This window comes from Enterobacter sp. JBIWA003 (assembly GCF_019968825.1).
In the GTDB taxonomy this organism is placed as follows: domain Bacteria; phylum Pseudomonadota; class Gammaproteobacteria; order Enterobacterales; family Enterobacteriaceae; genus Enterobacter; species Enterobacter quasiroggenkampii.
This window is the reverse complement of sequence record NZ_CP074170.1, coordinates 4,300,785-4,322,546: the sequence shown is the minus strand read 5'-3', so window position 1 is coordinate 4,322,546 and position 21,762 is coordinate 4,300,785. Positions and strand designations below refer to the sequence as shown.

Genomic DNA, 21,762 nt, shown 5'->3' with positions numbered 1-21,762 from the left:
CATGGTTTCTTACTGGCAAGGCAGCATGAGCTGCATACTGTTTTCAAGGTGAGAAGGTAACGAGAAGCGACACTGTTGGTTGTCTCCCCACGTGACCAGGAACTGTTGCTCAGGCTGGACGGCGCCCAGCCAGACGCGGCCCTCCTCGGCGACCATGCCGACCTGCAGGCCGTTATCCTGCAGGCGGACCAGGGCGCCGAGCGGCGGTGTCCCGGAAGGCGTTCGCAAAATGCCGGCAATATCGTTACCGGCTCGGGTCGCGATTTGACGATAGCCGATGGCGCCTTCTGTCCAGGTGGAGGTGACCACCCGCGTATCGACGTCAACGCCGTCAGGCAAATTGTTCATGTTGACCCGCACGCTGGCCGGGGTATAGCTGGAAAACGACGGCAGAACGCCGATACCCGACGCGTTGGTTTCGTCATGCGATACGTTCAGCGGGATATGGCCCACGCCGTCAGTGCTGACCATGACGCGTGGCTCATTGCCGTAGCTGCGACGGTGCAGGGCAAACCCTTTCGCCGTCCCGGTAAACGATCCGTTCCAGCTGGCGCTCATTGAGTTGTACTCATTCGCCTTATAGCTGCCCGAGACGTTGAGATCCCCCAGTGAAGAATAGTGCTGATAGTTTCCGCTGAACTGTGCGCCCGCATCGGCTTTTTCGCTCTCGGTGCCAGCAGAAACGCCCCAGGTATTGTTCCGGTCAGAGGTATCGTACCAGGAGACGCTCTGGCTCAGGCTGTCGCCGTTCCGCAGGTCGTAGTTCAGGCGATGGTCAGGATCGAGCGGCACGCTCAGCGAGAGATAAAACTGGTTATCGTCCTCTTCATCATCTTCGTAATGGGTTCTGCTCAGCGACAGGGTCAGGCCAAGGTTTTTCCAGCGGCCAAGGTCGAAGTTATAGCCTGCGGTGACGCTGCCGGTCGTGGAAGGCGAGTCGTCCCACCAGGTTTGGCGCAGCATGCTCAGATAAAGGTTTAGCGAGAGGGCCGATATGTACTGACTGGCGGTGACGCTGAGGGTCTGTTTTTCCGTCTGGCTGTCGCTGTTGTCGTCATCCAGATAGCGCGCATAGCTCAGGAACTGACGGTCCGAGTAGCGGTAGCTCGCCAGCGTAAGCTGGCTACCGGTGGTGTCGAACCGTTTACTGTAGTTAAAACGGTAGCTATAGCCCGTCTGCGGATCCGCGCCCGGCAGCTGGCTGGTGGCCCGGGTGATATCAAACGAGAGTGCGCCCAGATACGCCATGTTTTGTCCCAGCCCGGCGGCCAGAGCGCGGTAGTGGTCACCATCGGCCAGCGTTCCGCCATAGAGCGAGGTTTGCGACAGCATACCCCAGGAAAACTCGCCGCTCATGAAGGTGCTGTCCTCAACGTCATGCGATGCGTCCTTTCGCGGCTTGCCTGCCGCCAGCTTGTAGCGAACCTGGCCCTGACGCGTCAGGAAGGGGACGGATTCGGCGGAGACCTGGAACGTACTCACCCGGCCATCTTCTTCCGTCACCTTCACGTCGAGCGTGCCCTGCACCGACTGGTTGAGATCCTGAATGATGAACGGGCCCGGCGGGACTTTTGTTTGATAGATGACCCTGTCGGCAAGGCTTACGGTGACCGTCGCGTTGGTTTGGGCAATACCGGAGATTTGTGGCGCATAGCCGCGCAGTGACCACGGCAGCATGCGTTCATCGCTGATAAGCGACGCGCCGGTGTAGGTGAAGGCGTCGAAAATTGACGACTGGAAATCCGTCTCGCCGAGCATCAGCTTTGCGCCCATGGTGGGGAGGGGGCGGAACATATAAACGCGCGAGAAGCGCCCGTTATGCTCTGAACCGCCGTCCGCGTGCGTCTGGTTGTATTGATAATCGCTGCGCAGCCGCCAGGCGCCGACGTTCGCGCCCGCCGTGCCGTAAGTGTTGGCATTATCTGAACTGCTACCGCTGTTGGGCTGGTAGTGGCTGGCAAAAAGATTGTAGTCCAGCAGGACGCCCGCCACGCCGTTATCCCAGGTTGACGGGGGCATCCAGTCGGCAGAACGGTACTGCAGCCACGCCTGGGGAATGGACACGTTTAGCGTCTGGCTTGCTTGTTCAAAGGTAAAATGAATGTCCGGCAGCGGGGCGAAGTCTATACAGCCCTCTTTTTCAGTGAGCGATTCCCGTATTTTATCCTGCAGGCCGAACGTGTCGGCCAGTTCGGCGGGAATACAGACCTGAACTGCATCATTCACTTTTTTCCACGTTAACTGCCAGCCGTTTGCTAAGGGGGTGTCATTAATTGAAACCGTAACAAAATAACGACCGGGGACGACGGAGGCGCGATCTTTAAACTGTGTTAAATCGACGCTGTTGCGCTGATCTTTATCGATGGCATTAATATTAAATTCGGTACCAGAGGCGACTTTCGTCATTAACAGGGTGGTAATGATGATTATGCATGTTGATTTATGTTTCATCATCCTGTTGCTCAAGGTAAATATAAAATGCCGACTGGCATAACGAGCCAGTCGGTAGATAACGAGGTAAATTCGAATTATTTATATGCCAGCACATAGTTTGCGGTGGCTTCAACCTGACCCGGCGTTGCCGTTTTGCCGCTCAGCACTTCCATCTGCGCCTTAAAGTGCAGCGTCTGGGTGGCGGAGCCTGCCAGCAGGGTAACTTCACTGGCGCTACCCAGGGTGATGTTCGCTTCCGCATTATCCAGCAGACGGACGCCCACGTTCTGCGCACCGCTGGCATACGTGTTGGTCATCAGGCTGGTATCCGTTGTATCTGTGGCGGAGCTGGTGAACGTGACGTCAACTTTGGTGATTGGGGTATCGGTTTCATCGCCTGGATCGTCCAGCTGGCAGTTTTCCAGGTTGATATCTACCGCAACGGGTGACGATTTTTTATTGGCATTAATTACGGCAGTCGTAATTTCACCCAGATCGACTTCTTTATCAACGCTATCAGGAGCAATGCTGCACGGCGCATCAATCACCACCCCTTTGAATTTGATCTTGCCTGAGCCTTGTTCTGCAGCCAATGCCGATCCAGAAATAAGCGTGGCCATTGCCACGGCTAAAAGCGCTTTTTTTCCTGTAAACATGAAAATATCCTTTTTCAGTTGAATTCATATCCTGAATATTAATCAGAATATTGCCAGGAAAGTATACCGATCTCCGGATGGGCAATGCGATTAACCACGCTTAAAAATCATTGTAGATATAATTAAAATATAAATATGGGTTATTGTAACTGGATGAATTTCAAGAAGTGTAAATTATAATGCCGGATGCATTGTTTAGTGTTATTACGCACAGTAATGTTCAATAAAAAACTTGATTTTTTTATAAGGAAGGAGGCGGGGCGTATATTGCGTAAAAAGTTATTCCTTTAACAAATAATAGGCGCCTCCGTTTCAGGAGGCGCCCGTCACGTCAGCCAATGCCTGCGGCCTGAAGTAAGACCAGACTTAGCCCCATCACCGACATCCCGCACAGGACGCCATAGCTTGGGTTGTTGTTTGGATCGATCTCTTTCGCCAGCGGCATCAGCTCGTCTACCGACAGCGCAACCATAATCCCCGCAACCGCGGCCATAATGGCAGCCATGACGACCGGCGAAACCAGGCTACCGAGGATGAGCCAGGCCAGCACGCCGCCAAGAATTTCCGCCATGCCGGAGATCCCGGCCCAGAAGATTGCCGTGCGCTTTGAGCCCGTAGCGGCATAGACCGGACCGGCCACCGCGAGTCCTTCAGGAATATTGTGCAACGCCACCGCCAGGGCGATGCCGAGGCCCATTTCCAGGTTGCTGCTGGCGGTGACATACGTCGCCACGCCTTCCGGGAAGTTGTGCAGGCTTATGCCGAGCGTCAGCAAAATGGCGGTGCGCTTAATGTTGCGCGGCGCGGGCGCTACGTTTTTTTGCATTAAGTCCTGAGGGTGCGCGTGGGGCAACATGCGGTCGAGCGCGAAGTATCCCAGCAGGCCAACGACAAACATGCCGTAGCCCAGCAGCGGAGACATGCCTTCCGTGCCCAGCGCCGCAGGGAGCATCTCCATCAGGGAGATGAGCAGCATGATCCCGGCAGCAAAGCCCAGCGAGAAGGCCAGCACGCGGTTTGATGGCTTTTGACCAAGCACGCCGAGGATCGCGCCGATGAACGTCGCGGCGCCCGCCAGTATGGTCAGGATCAGAGGGACTGACATGCATTGCTCCTTATGATAATGATTCTCATTAATATAAATGATTCATTTCTGGCAAAGCGAGGGGCGAACCCCGGCTTTACACATTCCTTACATTCAAATTTCCTGATGATGATCTTCACGCTTATCTGCGTTCATCTTTGCCGGATTGCGCGTAATGTAGCACCATTAAATTGACACCTTCTGTAAGGATATCATCATGACTTCTTCCCGTATGCCAGCCCTGTTTTTAGGCCACGGCAGCCCAATGAACGTTCTGGAAGACAACGTCTATACCCGCGCATGGCGTAGCCTGGGCGAGACGCTGCCGCGTCCAAAAGCGATTGTGGTGGTATCCGCGCACTGGTTCACCCGCGGCACGGGCGTGACCGCCATGGAAGCGCCAAAGACCATTCATGATTTTGGCGGCTTCCCGCAGGCGCTGTATGACACGCACTATCCGGCCCCCGGCTCGCCTGAGCTGGCACAAAGGCTGGTGGAACTGCTGGCGCCTGTTCCGGTTGCGCTGGATAAAGAAGCCTGGGGTTTTGACCACGGCTCGTGGGGCGTGCTGATTAAAATGTATCCTGATGCGGATATCCCGATGGTGCAGTTGAGTCTCGACAGCACCAAACCGGCCGCCTGGCATCTGGAGTTGGGCCGTAAGCTGGCAACGCTTCGTGATGAAGGCATCATGCTGGTGGCCAGCGGCAACGTGGTGCACAACCTGCGCACGGCACGCTGGCACGGTGAGAATACGCCTTACCCGTGGGCGACCGCTTTTAATGACTACGTTAAAGCGAACCTGACCTGGCAGGGTCCGGCTGAGGCACATCCGCTGGTGAACTATCTGGACCATGAGGGCGGTTCGCTCTCTAACCCGACGCCGGAGCATTTCCTGCCGCTGCTGTACGTGCTTGGCGCGTGGGATGGCCAGGAGCCGGTGACGATCCCGATCGATGGGATTGAGATGGGAAGCCTGAGTATGCTGTCGGTGCAGGTGGGGTGAAAATATGCCGGGTGGCGGCTTCGCCTTACCCGGCCTACAGGTCGAGCGTAGGCCCGGTAAGCGCAGCGCCACCGGGCAAGTCTTACTCCACAAAAATATGCGGATAGAACCGTGACAGGTCCTGCGTGATCAGCGCGCGATCTTCGCGAATGCCAATTCCAGCAGGTTGATCGTTAATGAGCCAGCTGCCAATTAGCGTATAGCTGTCGCCAAACTTCGGCAGTGGATAGAACTCCTGGACGATCATCCCTTCTTCACCGTACGGCCCTTCAACCGCTTCCAGCGTTTTACCGTTTTCGATAATCGACACGTTCGCGCCTTCGCGGGAGAAGATCGGCTTAACGACGTATTTCTCCATCTGCGGGTAATTATCTTCCGCGAAGTACGCTGGCAGCAGGTTCGGGTGATTCGGGAACATTTCCCACAGCATCGGCAGCAGGGCCTTGTTGGAGATAATGCTTTTCCAGGCCGGTTCCAGCCAGCGTACGCCCGCGTCTTCCAGCTTGGTGGAGAACATCTCGCGCAGCATGTATTCCCACGGGTAGAGCTTGAACAGGTTGCTGATCACCTGATCCTGCATGTCCGTGAACTGACCTTTTTCACCCAGGCCGATATCCTCGATATAGAGGAACTCGGTCGCCACCTCCGCTTCGGCGGCGCAATCCTGCAGATACTGAACCGTGCCACGGTCTTCTTCCGTGTCGCGGCAGCAGGCGAGATGCAGCAGGTTAAAGCCAAACTGCTCGCGTAGCTCGGCGAAGCGCTCGATCAGCTTCTCCTGCAGGCTGTTGAACTGGTCGCTGCCTTCCGGCAGGTTGCCGGCATTGGCCTGGTCTTCCAGCCAGATCCACTGAAAGAACGCCGCTTCGTACAGGGACGTTGGGGTATCGGCGTTGTTTTCCAGCAGCTTAGGCTCGCCTTTGCCGTCCCACGCCAGATCCAGGCGAGAGTAAAGCGAAGGCTGATTCGTTTTCCACGACTGGCGGACAAAGCTCCAGGTGTGCTTTGGAATGCGGAACTTGGCCATCAGCTCGTCGCTGTCGATGACCTTTTCCACGACCTTGAGGCACATCTGGTGCAGCTCGGCCGTTACCTCTTCCAGCTTCTCAACCTGGGCCAGCGTGAGCTTGTAGTAAGCGTCTTCACACCAGTACGGCTCGCCGTACATGGTGTGGAAGTTAAAGCCGTACTCGGTGGCTTTTTCACGCCAGTCCGGACGCTCGGTAATACTGACTCGTTCCATGATCAGCCGCCCATTGAGCGAGTAGAAGAGGTGCCTGTCGCGCTGCGCTGCATGCTGGTCTGTTTCGCCACAGACTCACCGAACCCGCCGCGGGTGATTGTGCTGGTGGTCGCAGGCTTCGGCGCCATCGCCGTTTTCGGTACCGTCACGGTGCGGCCAGGGGTGGCTGCGCCGTAGCCTTTGCCGCTGGCATCGGTATATTGACCATAAGCCGGGCTGGCCGGGTTTTTCGAGCTAAACAGCGGCTGCTGCTGGTAGCCTGCACCGCCGCCCATCAGACGACCCATCATGTAACCGGCCATCAGCGGCATCCAGAAGCTGCCGCTGGACTGCGCCTGCGCCTGATTTTCTGGTGCAGTGCCGGCCTGAGCCGGTGCCTGCTGGCATTGACCTTCGCCAAACTCCGCTACGCAGTCTTCGCGTGAGGCATATTTCGGCGCGGTGCGTTCCGCTTCTTTCAGCGCGCTGGTGTAGGCCGTTTTACATTCGGCCGCTTTACCGGTGGCGGCGGAGCAGTCGTCCGCGTTTTGATACAGCGAAACCGTTTCATCGTTTTTTTCACAGCCTGCCAGCATAAAGACAGCGGTAACCGCCAGCGCAACAGGAGTGAGGTGACGTGCGTTCCAGCTCTTGCGGAACGACGCGTGATTGATCGTTTTTGTCCGTTTCATATTTGTCTTCCAGGACCCAGTGGTAATAACGCTCAGGATAGAGGATGAGTGGTTGAAAATGAAGCGAAGAGGGGCGGAATCAGGGGGATCTTTACGTTGGCTTACGTTCGGATGTTATTTTGCGCCGGCTGGCGCTGCGCTTACCCGGCCTACGATTCAGTAGGCCCGATAAGCGCAGCGCCATCGGGCAATGCTTAGTTACGGAACGGATTATTGCTCTTGCTGGCAGGCGCGGTAGTGCGCGCGGCAGCAGGCTGTGCAGCAGGGGTCGTGCCGTTAGCGTTGAAGTTATCAACCGCGGCAACCTGCTCAGGGTTCTCCGGCGCAACGCTGTCAGGAGAGGTAGAGACCGGCTTGCCCAGTGCGCTGTTCAGCATCTGCAGGTCTTGCTCGTTCAGCGTACCCAGAGCCTGCTTAATGTTCAGCTGGTTAATCAGGTACTGATAACGCGCGCTGGAGAGCTGCTGTTTCGCGTTGTACAGCGTGGTGGTCGCGTCGAGCACGTCAACGATAGTACGTGTACCGACGGAGTAACCGGCTTCCATCGCGTCCAGGGAGCTTTGTGCAGACACAACGGCCTGTTTATAGGCGTTGATGCTGCTGATTGAGGCGTTCACGTTGTTGAAGGATGAACGTACGGTCTGCACCACGTTGCGGTGGGCGCTTTCCAGCTGCTCGCTCGCGCCAACAAAGTTGTACTGCGCCTGTTTCACCTGGGAGTTGACCTGACCGCCCTGATACAGCGGCAGGGAGAAGCTCAGGCCCACCTTGTTCTGGCCCATATTGCTGTCATTATAACCCTGCGAATTGGCACCATTCGTTTTAGAGCCACTGTAAGTGGTGTCAGAGATGCCGGTAGAGGCGCTCAGGCTCAGGGTTGGCAGATGGCCGTCCTGCGCCTGACGAATTTGCTCGCGGGCCAGGTCCTGGCTCAGACGCGCCTGCAGCAACGTCAGGTTGCGGTTTTCCGCCTCTTTCAGCAGGGCGTTAACGGCCTGCGGCTTATCCGTTTTGAAGCTGTCGACGTTCAGGGAGGCCAGCTCAGGATAGTAATTTCCGGTAACCTGACGCAGGGATTCCAGCGCGTTGTCGAGGTTGTTACGCGCGGTCACTTCGTTGGCCAGCACGGTGTCGTACTGTGAACGAGCGTTCTGCACGTCGGTGATCGCCACCAGACCCACGTTGAAGCGCTGGGTGGTTTGATCTAACTGACGGTAAATGGCCTGTTTCTGCGCTTCGGTGTAGGAGAGCGCGTCAATGGCGCTCAGCACGTTGAAGTACGCCGTGGCCGTGTTCAGGATCAGCGTCTGCTGGTCGGTCTGATAGGTCACATCCTGGATGCCTGCGCTTTTTTCCTGCAGGGTCAGAGCACGCCATTTGGACATATCAAACAGCGTCTGTGTTAATTGCAGTGAGGCGCTGGTAGCATTGGAGTTTACGCCGTTAGCGTCGCGGAAACCGTTGCTGTAGGTATAATCTGCACCTAACCCTAACTGTGGCAGCAAGGGGCTACGCGCTTCGTTAATCTTTTCAAACGCAGCATCACGATCGGCCGCTGATTTACGTAAATCAGGGTTGCCCAGACGTGCCTGCTGGTAGACCTGTAACAGGTTTTCCGCCTGGCTCATTGCACTGAAGCCCGTCAGGCTCAGGCCGATAAGGATGGGGAGCAATTTCTTCATTTGCATTCCTTGTTGTGAAGCAGTATTAGCGCTGATCTAATTAAAAAATAATTGCCGATTCTAACAGAATCATCCACACCAAAAGGTTGGCGTTACGTGCCATCTGGCGGTAATTTGCACCAATCTACCATATAGCCTTACAAACGGCAGCCAAACAGCCTTGAAATTCACAATTTCATCACCATTGCTACCAGGACTCGACTCATGCAAAAACCAGATAAGTTGCCCGTGACTTTCGCCAAAAACGATGTAGAAATTATTGCACGAGAAACGCTTTATAGCGGTTTTTTTTCAATGGATCTTTACCGTTTCAGGCATCGCCTGTTTAACGGGGAAATGAGCGGCGAAATCAGACGCGAAATTTTTGAGCGCGGGCATGCGGCAGTCTTGCTACCCTTTGACCCAGTGCGTGACGAAGTTGTGCTGGTGGAGCAGATCCGCATCGCCGCTTATGACGTCAGTGAGAGCCCGTGGCTGCTGGAGATGGTGGCCGGGATGATCGAAGAAGGCGAGTCGGTTGAGGACGTCGCCCGGCGCGAGGCGCTGGAAGAGGCGGGGCTGGTGGTCGGCCGTACCAAACCGGTGCTGAGCTATCTGGCAAGCCCGGGAGGCACCAGCGAACGCTTATCCATAATGGTGGGCGAAGTGGACGCCACGACCGCAGAAGGCATTCACGGTCTGGCTGATGAAAACGAAGATATTCGGGTTCATGTGGTAAGCCGGGAACAGGCTTACCAGTGGGTAGAAGAGGGGAAAATCGACAACGCAGCGTCTGTCATCGCCCTGCAATGGCTGCAGCTGCATTATCAGACATTACGAAACGAGTGGAAAAAATGAAGCGCTATACGCCTGACTTCCCAGAAATGATGCGCCTGTGCGAAACCAATTTCGCACAATTGCGCCGCCTGCTGCCGAGAAACGACGCACCCGGCGAAACGGTAAGCTATCAGGTGAGCAACGCGCAGTATCGATTAACGATAACAGAATCAACGCGCTACACTACGCTGGTGGAAATTGAGCAAACGGCTCCCAGCATTAGCTACTGGAGCCTGCCGTCGATGACGGTACGCCTCTATCACGACGCGATGGTCGCTGAAGTGTGTTCAAGCCAGCAGATCTTTCGCTTCAAGGCGCGGTATGATTACCCGAATAAAAAGTTGCATCAACGCGACGAAAAGCATCAAATTAACCAGTTTTTAGCCGACTGGCTAAGATATTGTTTAGCACATGGAGCAATGGCGATTCCGGTTTGTTAGCGTCATAAACCTACCTAAGGACACCATTTGGAAAGCCTGTTGAACCTGACTGTTGCTGGTGGGGCACCAGTCAGGATATTACAAATCACCGATACCCACCTTTTTGCCGAAAAGCATGAAACGCTGCTGGGGGTGAACACCTGGGAGAGTTATCAGGCGGTACTGAGCGCCATTCACGCTGAAAACCGTGCATGCGATCTGATTGTCGCAACGGGCGATCTGGCGCAGGACCAATCTTCCGCGGCCTACCAGCATTTTGTTGAAGGCATCGCGAGCTTTAGCGTGCCCTGCGTCTGGCTACCAGGCAACCACGATTTCCAGCCCGCCATGTACAGTTCTCTTCAGGATGCGGGGATTTCTCCGGCGAAATGTGTTTTTGCGGGTGACCAGTGGCAGATCCTACTGTTGGATAGCCAGGTGTTTGGCGTCCCGCACGGTGAGTTAAGCGAGTTTCAGCTCGACTGGCTGGAGACCAAACTGGCTGCTGAACCTGAACGTCACACGCTGCTGTTGCTTCATCATCATCCTCTGCCGGCGGGCTGCAGCTGGCTCGATCAGCACAGTCTGCGCAACTCCGCGGCGCTGGATCGCGTGCTGGCGAAGTTCCCGCGGGTGAAAAATCTGCTGTGTGGGCATATTCACCAGGAGCAGGATCTCGACTGGAACGGGCGCCGCATGCTGGCGACACCGTCGACCTGCGTTCAGTTTAAGCCGCACTGCGCCAACTTTACGCTGGATACCATCGCGCCAGGCTGGCGCTGGCTGGAACTGCATGCCGACGGCACGCTGACCACGGAAGTCTGCCGTTTGACCGGCGCACAATTCCGCCCGGACACCGCTTCAGAAGGCTATTGATGTCTACGCTCCTTTATCTGCACGGATTCAACAGCTCGCCGCGCTCCGCAAAAGCGACACAGTTTCGCCAGTGGCTGAGCGAGCATCACCCCGACGTTGAGATGATTATCCCTCAGCTGCCGCCTTACCCGGCAGAAGCCGCGGAGATGCTGGAATCCATTGTGCTTGCGCACGGCGGCGAAACCTTCGGTGTGGTCGGTTCATCGCTGGGCGGGTATTACGCCACCTGGCTCTCGCAATGCTTTATGCTGCCCGCCGTGGTGGTTAATCCGGCGGTACGGCCATTTGAGCTGCTGCGGGACTTTCTTGGCGAAAACGAGAACCCCTACACCGGCCAGCAATATGTGCTAGAGTCACGCCATATTTACGATCTCAAAGTTATGCAGGTCGACCCGCTCGAGGCGCCGGATCTCATCTGGCTGCTGCAGCAGACGGGAGATGAAGTGCTGGATTACCGCCAGGCAGTGGCGTATTACGCCTCCTGCCGCCAGACTATAGAAGAGGGCGGAAACCATGCTTTCACTGGCTTTGAGAATCATTTCACCCAGATTGTCGATTTTCTTGGACTGCACAGCCACTGACAATCAATGCGAATTGCTAGTTTAAATCATGACGCAAACCTATAACGCTGATGCCATTGAGGTCCTCACCGGGCTTGAGCCGGTTCGCCGCCGCCCGGGGATGTACACCGATACGACGCGCCCAAACCATCTGGGCCAGGAAGTTATTGATAACAGTGTGGACGAAGCGCTGGCGGGCCATGCCAAACGCGTTGACGTCATCCTGCACGCCGATCAGTCGCTGGAAGTTATTGACGACGGGCGCGGCATGCCGGTGGATATCCACCCGGAAGAGGGCGTCCCGGCCGTTGAGCTGATCCTCTGTCGTCTGCATGCGGGCGGTAAGTTCTCCAACAAAAACTACCAGTTCTCCGGCGGCCTGCACGGCGTGGGGATTTCCGTCGTCAACGCCCTGTCCAAACGCGTGGAAGTGAACGTCCGTCGCGATGGTCAGGTGTACAACATCGCGTTTGAAAACGGCGAGAAGGTGCAGGATCTGCAGGTTGTCGGGACGTGTGGCAAACGCAACACCGGCACCAGCGTTCACTTCTGGCCTGACGAGAGTTTCTTCGACAGCCCGCGCTTTTCCGTTTCCCGCCTGACGCACCTGCTGAAAGCCAAAGCGGTGCTGTGCCCGGGCGTGGAAATTACCTTTAAGGATAACGTTAACAACACCGAGCAGACCTGGCGCTACGAAGATGGCCTTAATGACTATCTGTGCGAAGCGGTAAACGGCCTGCCGACGCTGCCGGAAAAACCGTTCGTCGGCAATTTCACCGGCGACACCGAAGCGGTGGACTGGGCGCTGCTGTGGCTGCCGGAAGGCGGCGAGCTGCTGACCGAAAGCTACGTTAACCTGATCCCCACCATGCTCGGCGGTACCCACGTCAACGGCCTGCGTCAGGGGCTGCTGGATGCGATGCGCGAATTCTGCGAATACCGCAATATCCTGCCGCGCGGCGTGAAGCTGTCGGCGGAAGATATCTGGGACCGCTGCGCCTACGTGCTCTCCGTGAAGATGCAGGATCCGCAGTTTGCCGGTCAGACCAAAGAACGCCTGTCGTCACGCCAGTGCGCGGCGTTCGTTTCCGGTGTGGTGAAAGATGCGTTTACCCTGTGGCTGAACCAGAACGTTCAGGCGGCAGAAATGCTGGCTGAAATGGCGATTTCCAGCGCCCAGCGTCGTCTGCGTGCCGCGAAGAAAGTGGTGCGTAAAAAGCTGACCAGCGGCCCTGCGCTGCCGGGCAAGCTGGCAGACTGTACCGCGCAGGATCTCAACCGTACCGAACTGTTCCTCGTGGAAGGGGACTCGGCGGGCGGGTCGGCCAAGCAGGCGCGCGATCGTGAATATCAGGCGATCATGCCGCTCAAGGGTAAGATCCTGAACACCTGGGAGGTCTCGTCTGATGAAGTGCTGGCCTCGCAGGAAGTCCACGATATCTCGGTCGCGATCGGCATCGATCCGGACAGCGACGATCTGAGCCAGCTGCGCTACGGCAAGATCTGTATCCTCGCGGATGCGGACTCCGATGGTCTGCACATCGCCACGCTGCTGTGCGCGCTGTTTGTGAAGCACTTCCGCACGCTGGTGAAAAACGGTCACGTCTATGTGGCGCTGCCGCCGCTGTACCGTATCGACCTCGGCAAAGAGGTGTACTACGCACTGACGGAAGAAGAGAAAGCGGGCGTGCTGGAACAGCTGAAGCGTAAGAAGGGTAAGCCTAACGTGCAGCGCTTTAAAGGGCTGGGCGAGATGAACCCGATGCAGCTGCGCGAAACGACGCTGGATCCGAACACGCGCCGTCTGGTGCAGCTGACGATCAGCGACGAAGACGAACAGCAGACCAACGCTATGATGGATATGCTCCTTGCCAAGAAACGTTCGGAAGACCGTCGTAACTGGCTGCAGGAGAAAGGCGATATGGCGGATATTGAGGCCTGATGCTGAAAAAGCCCTGCGATGCAGGGCTTTTTTTTGCCCGGTGGCGCTGCGCTTACCGGGCCTACGATCGATCCCCTCGCCCCTTTGGGGAGAGGGTTAGGGTGAGGGGAACACCCCGCACTGACATCAAAACTCCATCTTCACCGTAAACTGCACTTCGCGCGGGTCGCCAATCTGGTTGCCCAGGTTGTTGGTCGCAATGGACGACGTGTAGTAGGTCTTATCAAACAGGTTCTTCACGTTCACCTGCAGCGTCACCGGATACTGCAGCTTCATTTTATACGCTGCAAATACATCCGCCACAAAATAGCCCGGCAGATAGTAATCCGCACCGTTGGTTGCGGAACGACGGCTCACGCCGTGCCCGCCGCCGCCCAGCGTCAGGGTATTCCCGGCAAACGCATTATGAATGTCGTAGGTCAGGAACAGTGAGCCGGTGTGGCGCGGCACGTTCGGCAACGGTTTGCCCGCGTAGTCCGGGTCTTCCAGCACCTTCGCGTCGGTATACCCGTAGCTGGCGATGATATTGGTGTTCTCGGTCAGCGATCCGGCAAGATCCACCTCCACGCCCTGGGAGCGCACGCGGCCCGCGGTTTTGGCGATGGTTTCACCCCCCACGCTTTCGTTGTACAGCACGTTGCGTTTGTGAATATCAAACAGCGCGATATTGGCCGTAACCCCGTCGAACAGGTCGAACTTCGCGCCCACTTCGTAGGCATTTGAGGTTTCCGGTGGCAGGTCGCCGATGTAGCTCGCAATGGACGACTGCGGCATAAACGTCTGCGAGTAGTTGGCAAACAGTGAGACGGATGGCGTGAGCTTATAGACCAGCCCCAGCTTTGGCGTCCACTGTTCGTCGCGGCTGTCAGTGTTGACGTTGAACGGGCGGCCTTTGCCCGCGTACTGGGTGTAATACTGATAGCGCATCCCGGCGACGGCGATCCACTTATCGGTCAGGTACAGGGCATCCTGCGCGTACGCAGAGTAGCTTTCCTGCTTGAGCGTCTGGTCGCTGTCGGACGCCGACACGGTGGTGCATTTGCCGAGATGGCCATACGTCGGGTGATAGATATTGAAATCCTTGACGTTTTTACAGCGCATCATGTCCGTGCGCAACAGATCGTAATTCTCATACGACACGCCAGTCAGGATCTCATTGTAAAAGCCCGCAATATCCACATTCCCCTGCAGATCCGCGCGGGTGCTGTGCATGCGTTGGGTCGAGCCCTGGGTCGCATCCACGCGGCGGGTCAGGTTGCCGGTTTTTGCATCGTAGGCCATGACGCGGGCCTGGTTATCGCTGTATTTGTCCTGGCTGTAGCTGTAGTCGAACTTCGCGGTCCACTGGCTGTTAAGACGGTATTCCGCGTTCAGCTGAGCGAGGTCGGACTGGCCGTCGGTGATGTTAAACGGTTCGTCAAAGCGGGTTTTGCGATCGACATCAACGGCCTTTTTGGTGTTGAGATCGAAGATCGTACCGCGATCGAACGGCGTCTTATAATCGCGATGTGAATAGAGCACGGTCACGGTGGCATCATCGCCGAACCAGGTGAGCGACGGGGCGATAAAGGTGCTGCGTTCGTTGCCAAAATTACGCCAGTAATCTTCGTCCTGATACTCCCCCGTGAGGCGATACGCCAGGCGCGTGCCGTCGATCGGGCCTGTCACATCGACCTGTCCGGTGCCGCCGCCAAAGCTGGAAGAGGTGGCAGAAATTGAACCGCCGAAGGTCTTCTCCGGGCGTTTGGTGACGACGTTAATCAGGCCGCCCGGATCGAGAATGCCGTACAGCGTGGAGGCCGGGCCTTTCAGCACCTCCACGCGCTCGGTGGCGGCGTTAAAGCTGCGCGGCAGGACGGTGCGCAGGCCGTTGGTCATGATTGACCCGTCGCGGTTCGCGCCAAACCCGCGGCGCACAAAGGCATCCTGCGTACCGCCCAGGGTATTGGTCTGCACCACGTTGCTGACGTTATAGAGCGCTTCATCCAGCGTGGTGGCGTGCTGATCCTCCAGCACGTTATCGCTGACGGTATTGACCACCTGCGGGATATCCAGCATCGGCATGTTGGTCAGCGTTGCGGTGGAGGTATTCAGCGGCTGGTAGCCGTTGGTGGCTTCCGCCGAAGTATTTGGATCGGCGATGACGGTAAGCGTTTCGCCGTCTTTAGCCGCGGTGGTGTCTGCTGCCTGCACCAGCGGCGCCATAAACAGCAGTGAAAAGAGCGCGCGCCCTTTTATCCCTGAGAGTGAAGGTGTGAACGTAGCCATTACATCTGTTATCCCGAAATATCCCGCGAATGCGTTCGCGGCAAACTGTGTGAGTCATTGCCCTTTACGGTCTGTCCGTTAGCCGGAAATGGCATCGGACATGTAATTGAGAATCATTCAATCATGAGGGAATGTAGTAGTAAATGGAAAAAAGAAAAAATCGACTACAGCAGTTAACCGCGTGCGTAAGCGCAGTGGGTTGATGTTTAACTCGTTGAAATAAATGTTATTATCAGCCTTGCTGGATTCATTTTCTCTCAGGTTTAACCCTGGTTTTTCCAGGGTGTTTCTTCGCTTGACTACTACATGGCGCAGCGTCAAACTCTCAAAAGAGAATGAGTTTTATTTTTATTTGTTGGTTTTTCATTACGTTGGCGTTCACGTGGCTCACAACACACACAAACCGGGTCTGGTTCTGGAGAACCTCTCTGCGGGCTATCAGAAAAAAATCATCGTTGATGATATCTCCCTTGCGATCCCTCAGCAGAAAATGACGGTGCTGGTCGGGGCGAACGGCTGTGGAAAATCCACACTGTTGAGCACTATCGCGCGGCTGCTGCAGCCGCTTGGGGGAACCGCGCTGCTGGATGGTAAAGCCATTCATGAGCAGCCCACCAAAGCGGTCGCCCGTCAGCTTGGCATTCTCCCGCAGTCGCCGCTGCTGCCGGAAGGGTTAACCGTTTTTGAACTGGTCTCGCGCGGGCGTTTTCCCTGGCAAAACGTTATGCGTCAGTGGAGCGACGAGGACGAGCGAGCGGTGGAAGAGGCCCTGCGACTGACCGGAACGGCAGAGTTTGCCCATATGCCGGTGGAAAGATTATCCGGCGGCCAGCGCCAGCGCTGCTGGATCGCCATGGCGCTGGCGCAGCAAACGCCGTATATCCTGCTTGACGAGCCGACGACGTACCTCGATCTTCGCTATCAGGTGGAGATCCTGGAACTGCTGCACGCCCTGACCCGCCAGCACGGGCGTACCGTGGTGGTGGTGCTGCACGATCTCAACTTTGCCGTGAACTACGGTGATTCACTGGTCTTTTTACGCCAGGGGAAAGTCGAGGGGGTGTTACATGAAGGCGACGCTTGCACGCCGGAGCTGATCAAAGCGGTGTTTGATGTGGACGTGCATATGTCCATCAACCCCTTGACCGGCAAACCGTTCTTTATGCCGTTTCGCCAGAGCCTTGAACAGCCATGATGCGCGCTTCTCTCGCCTTCCTGATTTTTACATTACTGCTGGCGCTGGGCGCGATTGTGCATCTCGGTATCGGGGCGCGGTTTATCCCTCCCCGAACGGTAGTCGAGGCATTCTTTCACTTCGATCCGCGCAATTTCGACCATAACATCATCATCAGACTACGGCTGCTGCGCCTCTGCGCCGCAATGGTGACAGGCGCCGCGCTCGGCGTGGCGGGCGTGCTGCTGCAGTCCGTGATCCGCAACCCGCTCGGCGAGCCGCATATTCTGGGGCTCAACGCCGGGGCAGCGCTGGCGGTGGTGATCGCCAGCGCGCTTGGACTTTCGCTGCCGTTTGGTCGCCCGCTGATTGCCGCCGCCGGTGCCGCCGCGCTGTTTCTGCTGGTGCTGATGTTCTCCTCGACCGGTCGCACCGGGCTCACGCCGATGAAGGTCACCTTGTGCGGCGTGGCGATGTCGGCGTTTGCCTCGTCGATTACCGCCGCGGTGTTAATCCTGGATGAACAGACGCTGCTCTCTCTGCGCACCTGGCTGGCAGGTGATATCGCCGGAGTCAACGCGCAGATGCTCCAGAGTGCCCTGTGGGCTGCAGCAGCCGGTTTTGTTCTTGCTATCGGGCTGTCGCCCTCGCTCAACATGCTGGCGCTGGGCGACAGAATGGCGCAGGGGCTTGGCGTGTCGCTGCTGAAAACCCGCCTCCTTGCCCTGCTGGCCATCGCGCTGCTCTGCGGCACGGCCGTCTCCCTCGCCGGACCGATTGGCTTTATCGGCCTTGTGGTGCCGCAGCTCCTCCGCCGTCTGGTGTCGGTCGATTTGCGCGTGATGGTGCCGCTGTCGGCCCTGTGCGGCGCGCTGGTGTTGCTGCTGGCGGATATCGCTGCCCGCACGCTGTTTACCCCCTGGGAGCTGGCAACCGGCATCATGACGGCCCTGGTCGGCGCGCCCGTGTTCATCTTTATGGCGTCGAGGATGTTCAAATGAACCGGGCCGGACTCCGCGCGATCCGCGTTGGCCACCTGTCGGCGCTGATTCGCCCGAAAGCGCTGGCGTACCTGTCGCTTTTCGCGCTGGCGGCGCTAAGCCTGCTGGGCTTTGGCCTGACGCACGGTTCTCTGCCCATTCCAACCTCCGCCATCGGGCGCGCGCTGTTTTCGCCTGAAAGTCTGACGACGGAGACGCGCTACGTCGTGATGGATATCCGCCTGCCGCGCCTGCTGATGGCGGTGCTGTGCGGCGCGATGCTCGGCATGGCGGGGGCGGCGATGCAGTCCATCACCCGCAACGGTCTGGCTGACCCGGGGCTTATCGGCGTGAAGGAGGGCTGTAGCGCGGCGGTACTGCTGCTGATTTTTCAGTTCCCGGCGCTGAGCCTGGCCTGGCGTCCGCTGGTCGGCATGGCCGGTGGGCTGCTCACCGCGCTGCTGGTGATCGTCCTGGCGCGCGATATCTCGCGCCCGCGGTTCATCCTGATCGGCATCGGCGTGTCGTGGGCGTTTGCCGCAGCGATGGGCGTCTTTATGACCACCGCCGACGTGCGTGACGTGCAGACGGCGATGCTGTGGCTGGCGGGAAGCCTGCATGCGGCAAACTGGACGCTGGTGGGCCTGGCCGCACTCTGGGCCGCCCCCGCGTTTGCGCTGCTGCTGTTTACCGCCCGGGCCGCGGACGTGGCGTTGCTCGGCAATCAGGCCGCTACGGGCCTTGGCGTGCGCACAACCCGGCTGGCGCTGCTGCGGGTTCTCGCTCCGGTGGTGCTGACGGCGGCCTGCGTCTCCTGCGTGGGCAGCATTGGCTTCGTGGGGCTGATTGCCCCGCACATGGCGCGCCTGCTGCTGCGCGGTGGGCAAACCGCGCTCCTGACGGGAAGCGCCGTGCTGGGGGCGTTGCTGGTGCTGCTGGCGGATAACGTCGGCCGTCTGGCATTCCTCCCGCTGCAGCTGCCGGCGGGAATTGTGATTTCATTGATTGGCGGACCGTTTTTCCTGCTGCTGCTCTGGCAGCGTCGGGACAGATTTTAGGGGACTATGATGCGCGTACTGTTTTCGATGCTGTTGCTGGTGGGGTTCGCGGTGAGCGCGGCGGAGCCGACGCAGGTATTTACCGACGATTTGGGACGCAAGGTCGTTGTGCCGGTTCATCCGAAGCGGATTGCTTCCTTACACGACCTGGATATCACCATTCCGCTGATTGAGCTTGGCGTGCCGCCGGTGGCGAGCCATGGCCGCACGCGGCCGGACGGCAGCCACTTTCTGCGCTCCAGCGGCATGTTAACCGGCGTCGACTTCGATAATTCCGATATCAAATTTATCGGCACGGCGGATATCGACATCGAAGCCATCGCCGCCGCAAAACCTGACCTGATCGTTACCGAACCGACCCGCAACACCCCGGTGGCACAGCTGGCGAAAATTGCCCCGACGGTGAGCATCGATCATCTCGACGGCGGCGCGCCGGAAATCTACCGCAAGCTGGCGCAGCTCACGGGCACGCAGGCAAGGCTAAACATTCTGGAACGGCGATATCAGGAACAAATCAAGGCGCTGAAGGCGACCATCGACACGCGCAAAATCACCGTGTCGGTGATTCAGGCCAATCAGGGGAAAATCAACGCCATGCACAGCTACCACTCGCTGGGCCGCGTTCTGCGCGACGCCGGATTCAAATTCCCGCCACTGATTGAGTCCATCCCGGAAGGGGGGCGGATCGACGTCAGCGCCGAGCGCCTGCCGGAGCTGGATGCCGATTTCGTCTTCGCTACCTGGCGCGGGGATACGGGCGGTAAACCGCAGGACGAGCTGGCGGCAATGGAGGCGGTCATGCCGGGCTGGTGTCAGTTCCTGACTGCCTGCCGAACCGGGCACTACGTGCTGATCTCGCGTGAAGAGGCGATCTCGAATTCGTTCGCGTCATTAGGGCTGATGGCCGCGCAGGTGCAGTCGCAGATTGCCGGGCGTCCGCTGCCGGAGGCGTCACGGTGATCCGCAAAGAGAAAGGGCGCGTGGATGTCTATGGCGACCGCTTTCGCGCGCGGGCGCATCAGCTGACGCCGCGTCTGCTGCAGGTCGCACGCTATATCCATGACAACCGCGAGGCGGTGATGGAGCAAACTGCCATGGAGATTGCTGCCGTAGTGAAAACCTCGGATGCCACGGTGGTCCGCGCCATACAGGCGCTGGGTTTCGCCGGGCTGCGCGATCTCAAACAGACGCTGGAACAGTGGTTTGGCCCGGTGGTCACCTCCAGCGAAAAGATGTCCACCACGGTGAACACGCTCGCCAGCGACGTCAACGCGAGCATTGATTTCGTGCTGGAGGGACATCAGCACACCTGCGAGGTGTTATCTGAGCCCCACAACCGCTACGCGATGGCGCAGGCGGTCTCACTGCTGGCACAGGCAAGGCAGGTCGCCATATTTGGCATTGGCGCCTCCGGCATTCTGGCCGAGTACACCGCCAGGCTGTTCAGCCGTATGGGGTTACCCGCCACGCCGCTCAACCGTACCGGGATAGGGCTTGCCGAGCAGTTGATTGCGCTTCAGCGCGGTGACGTGCTGGTGATGATGGCGCAGAAATCCGCGCACCGGGAGGGGCAAACCACCCTGCGTGAAGCAAAACGTCTGGGCATTCCCACCATCCTGCTGACAAACGCCCTTGATTCGCGTTTCAGTAAGGAGGCCAGCGTGGTGATCCACGTTCCGCGCGGTGGCGAAAAGGGTAAAATCCCGCTCCACGGCACGGTGCTGCTCTGTCTGGAGATGATCATTTTGTCCGTCGCTTCTACCGAGCCGCAGCGCACCATCAAGTCAATGAAGCGCATCAATGAGCTCCATCGCGGGTTAAAACCGGGGAAGAAAAGCAGCTAAAAACAACAAAACCCGGTGGCGCTAGCGCTTACCGGGCCTATGGTTCAGGTTTTGTAGGCCGGGTAAACGCAGTGCCACCCGGCAAATTCCACGAACTTAAACCCCTTGCTCCAGGATGCGGATGTGGGTTTCCAGCACGTCGCCCTTCACCGCGTCGCTCCACGCTTTCATGTGCGCGGTCTGCAGATGCGCTTCAAGATGCGCGACGGTTTCCCACTGCTCAACCATGATGATCGAGTCCGGCGCGGTCGCCTGGAAGCTGGCATCAGTGGCGGCATCCACCATCGGCGCGTAGCCGTGGCAGCCTTCTTCTTTCAGTACGGTCGGGATAATTTTCGCGAACTGATCCAGCACCGCCTGGCGGTGATGTTGACCTGGACGAGTACGGATTTCTGCGATAACGGTAAGCATGTTTACTACTCCTTTAATTCCAGGCTACCAGTTAAGCAAAAATTTTCGCGAGATGCTTGCGATATTCTGCGATATAGCTCGGGACATCAGGCATTTTAATCACGTCGTTGACGATAAAGGTCGGCAGCGGATCCATGCCCAGGAACTGATTCGCCTTGTGGAACGGCAGGTACGCGCCGTCCACGCCCACGCCTTCGAAGAACTGCTCTTTATCGGTGAAGGCTTCCAGCGGTGCGTTCCAGGTCAGTGACAGCATATATTTTTTGCCCTGAATCAGGCCGCCTGAACCGTATTTTTTGGACGCGTCGGAGCGGGTGCGGCCATCGCTGGCATACAGAGAGCCATGACCTTCCGTGAACACGTCGTCCATGTATTTTTTCACGGTCCACGGCGCGCCCATCCACCAGCCAGGCATCTGCCAGATCACCACGTCAGCCCACAGGAAGTTCTGCACTTCGGCTTTCACGTCGTAGTTGCTGTCTGCACGCACGACCTTAACATCATGCCCGGCGTCGCGCAGGAAACCATCCGCGACCTCGGTCAGGGTGTCATTCAGCTGGCCTTTAGAGTGCGCAAATTCTTTTGCACCGTTAATAATCAGAATGTTGCTCATTTTTTGTCCTCGGTGATGAGAGTATG

Annotated in this window: 20 protein-coding genes; 11 read left to right on the top strand and 9 right to left on the bottom strand. The window is 57.7% G+C overall.

Annotated features, from left to right (window positions below; translation table 11 throughout):
• Positions 1–9 precede the first annotated feature (9 nt).
• The 3 genes from KGP25_RS20900 to zupT form a co-directional block, all read right to left on the bottom strand.
• Positions 10–2,454 carry a fimbria/pilus outer membrane usher protein gene (locus KGP25_RS20900; protein ID WP_223539572.1) on the bottom strand — a complete coding sequence of 815 codons (2,445 nt, stop codon included), beginning with the start codon at positions 2,452–2,454 and terminating at the stop codon, positions 10–12.
• Positions 2,455–2,528: 74 nt separating this feature from the next.
• On the bottom strand, positions 2,529–3,089 hold the full coding sequence (locus KGP25_RS20895; RefSeq protein ID WP_045909983.1) for a fimbrial protein: 561 nt from the start codon (positions 3,087–3,089) through the stop codon (positions 2,529–2,531).
• Positions 3,090–3,420: 331 nt separating this feature from the next.
• Positions 3,421–4,194 carry a zinc transporter ZupT gene (zupT, locus tag KGP25_RS20890; protein ID WP_045909982.1) on the bottom strand — a complete coding sequence of 258 codons (774 nt, stop codon included), beginning with the start codon at positions 4,192–4,194 and terminating at the stop codon, positions 3,421–3,423.
• A gap of 196 nt (positions 4,195–4,390) precedes the next feature.
• On the opposite strand from zupT, the gene ygiD reads away from it, so the two are divergent.
• The gene (ygiD, locus tag KGP25_RS20885; protein WP_223539571.1) at positions 4,391–5,179 is read left to right on the top strand and encodes a 4,5-DOPA dioxygenase extradiol; all 789 of its coding nucleotides are present in this window, start codon (positions 4,391–4,393) and stop codon (positions 5,177–5,179) included.
• A gap of 82 nt (positions 5,180–5,261) precedes the next feature.
• On the opposite strand, the gene KGP25_RS20880 is transcribed toward ygiD, so the two are convergent.
• The 3 genes from KGP25_RS20880 to tolC form a co-directional block, all read right to left on the bottom strand.
• Complete coding sequence (locus KGP25_RS20880) at positions 5,262–6,422, bottom strand: glutathionylspermidine synthase family protein (protein WP_111967464.1); 1,161 nt, start codon at positions 6,420–6,422, stop codon at positions 5,262–5,264.
• Between the two features lie 2 nt (positions 6,423–6,424).
• The gene (locus KGP25_RS20875; RefSeq protein WP_048028997.1) at positions 6,425–7,093 is read right to left on the bottom strand and encodes a DUF1190 family protein; all 669 of its coding nucleotides are present in this window, start codon (positions 7,091–7,093) and stop codon (positions 6,425–6,427) included.
• A 194-nt stretch (positions 7,094–7,287) separates the two neighbouring features.
• On the bottom strand, positions 7,288–8,775 hold the full coding sequence (gene tolC, locus KGP25_RS20870; protein ID WP_069719957.1) for an outer membrane channel protein TolC: 1,488 nt from the start codon (positions 8,773–8,775) through the stop codon (positions 7,288–7,290).
• Between the two features lie 204 nt (positions 8,776–8,979).
• Between tolC and nudF the strand changes: the two genes are divergently transcribed.
• Genes nudF through parE form a run of 5 tightly spaced genes read left to right on the top strand, consistent with a single transcriptional unit; the run spans position 8,980 to position 13,388 of the window.
• Positions 8,980–9,612 carry an ADP-ribose diphosphatase gene (gene nudF / locus KGP25_RS20865; RefSeq protein WP_024906492.1) on the top strand — a complete coding sequence of 211 codons (633 nt, stop codon included), beginning with the start codon at positions 8,980–8,982 and terminating at the stop codon, positions 9,610–9,612.
• Positions 9,609–10,031, top strand: a complete 423-nt coding sequence (locus KGP25_RS20860; RefSeq protein ID WP_003862516.1) for a DUF1249 family protein — start codon at positions 9,609–9,611, stop codon at positions 10,029–10,031. Before nudF ends, KGP25_RS20860 begins: the two co-directional genes overlap by 4 nt.
• 27 nt (positions 10,032–10,058) lie before the next feature.
• A complete protein-coding gene (gene cpdA / locus KGP25_RS20855) occupies positions 10,059–10,886 on the top strand; it encodes a 3',5'-cyclic-AMP phosphodiesterase (protein WP_223539570.1) in 828 nt (275 codons plus the stop codon).
• Positions 10,886–11,467, top strand: a complete 582-nt coding sequence (gene yqiA, locus KGP25_RS20850) for an esterase YqiA (RefSeq protein ID WP_008502976.1) — start codon at positions 10,886–10,888, stop codon at positions 11,465–11,467. Before cpdA ends, yqiA begins: the two co-directional genes overlap by 1 nt.
• A 28-nt stretch (positions 11,468–11,495) precedes the next feature.
• A complete protein-coding gene (parE, locus tag KGP25_RS20845; protein WP_014833290.1) occupies positions 11,496–13,388 on the top strand; it encodes a DNA topoisomerase IV subunit B in 1,893 nt (630 codons plus the stop codon).
• A 126-nt stretch (positions 13,389–13,514) separates the two neighbouring features.
• Here the strand turns inward: parE and KGP25_RS20840 are convergent, their stop codons facing one another.
• Positions 13,515–15,656: a TonB-dependent siderophore receptor gene (locus KGP25_RS20840; protein WP_223539569.1), complete on the bottom strand. Its 2,142-nt coding sequence runs from the start codon at positions 15,654–15,656 to the stop codon at positions 13,515–13,517.
• A gap of 382 nt (positions 15,657–16,038) precedes the next feature.
• Between KGP25_RS20840 and KGP25_RS20835 the strand changes: the two genes are divergently transcribed.
• Genes KGP25_RS20835 through KGP25_RS20815 form a run of 5 tightly spaced genes read left to right on the top strand, consistent with a single transcriptional unit; the run spans position 16,039 to position 20,712 of the window.
• The gene (locus KGP25_RS20835; RefSeq protein WP_223539568.1) at positions 16,039–16,851 is read left to right on the top strand and encodes an ABC transporter ATP-binding protein; all 813 of its coding nucleotides are present in this window, start codon (positions 16,039–16,041) and stop codon (positions 16,849–16,851) included.
• Positions 16,848–17,831 (top strand): iron ABC transporter permease, encoded by a 984-nt coding sequence (locus KGP25_RS20830; RefSeq protein ID WP_223539567.1) that lies wholly within the window; start codon positions 16,848–16,850, stop codon positions 17,829–17,831. Before KGP25_RS20835 ends, KGP25_RS20830 begins: the two co-directional genes overlap by 4 nt.
• Positions 17,828–18,868: an iron ABC transporter permease gene (locus KGP25_RS20825; protein WP_032675504.1), complete on the top strand. Its 1,041-nt coding sequence runs from the start codon at positions 17,828–17,830 to the stop codon at positions 18,866–18,868. Before KGP25_RS20830 ends, KGP25_RS20825 begins: the two co-directional genes overlap by 4 nt.
• A 9-nt stretch (positions 18,869–18,877) precedes the next feature.
• Complete coding sequence (locus tag KGP25_RS20820; RefSeq protein ID WP_223540590.1) at positions 18,878–19,828, top strand: iron-siderophore ABC transporter substrate-binding protein; 951 nt, start codon at positions 18,878–18,880, stop codon at positions 19,826–19,828.
• Positions 19,825–20,712 carry a MurR/RpiR family transcriptional regulator gene (locus KGP25_RS20815; protein ID WP_039025548.1) on the top strand — a complete coding sequence of 296 codons (888 nt, stop codon included), beginning with the start codon at positions 19,825–19,827 and terminating at the stop codon, positions 20,710–20,712. The genes KGP25_RS20820 and KGP25_RS20815 overlap by 4 nt, the downstream gene beginning before the upstream one ends.
• A 96-nt stretch (positions 20,713–20,808) precedes the next feature.
• Here the strand turns inward: KGP25_RS20815 and KGP25_RS20810 are convergent, their stop codons facing one another.
• Positions 20,809–21,123, bottom strand: coding sequence for a putative quinol monooxygenase (locus KGP25_RS20810; RefSeq protein WP_008502984.1), 315 nt, complete (start codon positions 21,121–21,123; stop codon positions 20,809–20,811).
• Between the two features lie 31 nt (positions 21,124–21,154).
• Positions 21,155–21,736 carry an NAD(P)H-dependent oxidoreductase gene (locus KGP25_RS20805; protein ID WP_063622439.1) on the bottom strand — a complete coding sequence of 194 codons (582 nt, stop codon included), beginning with the start codon at positions 21,734–21,736 and terminating at the stop codon, positions 21,155–21,157.
• Positions 21,737–21,762 lie beyond the last annotated feature (26 nt).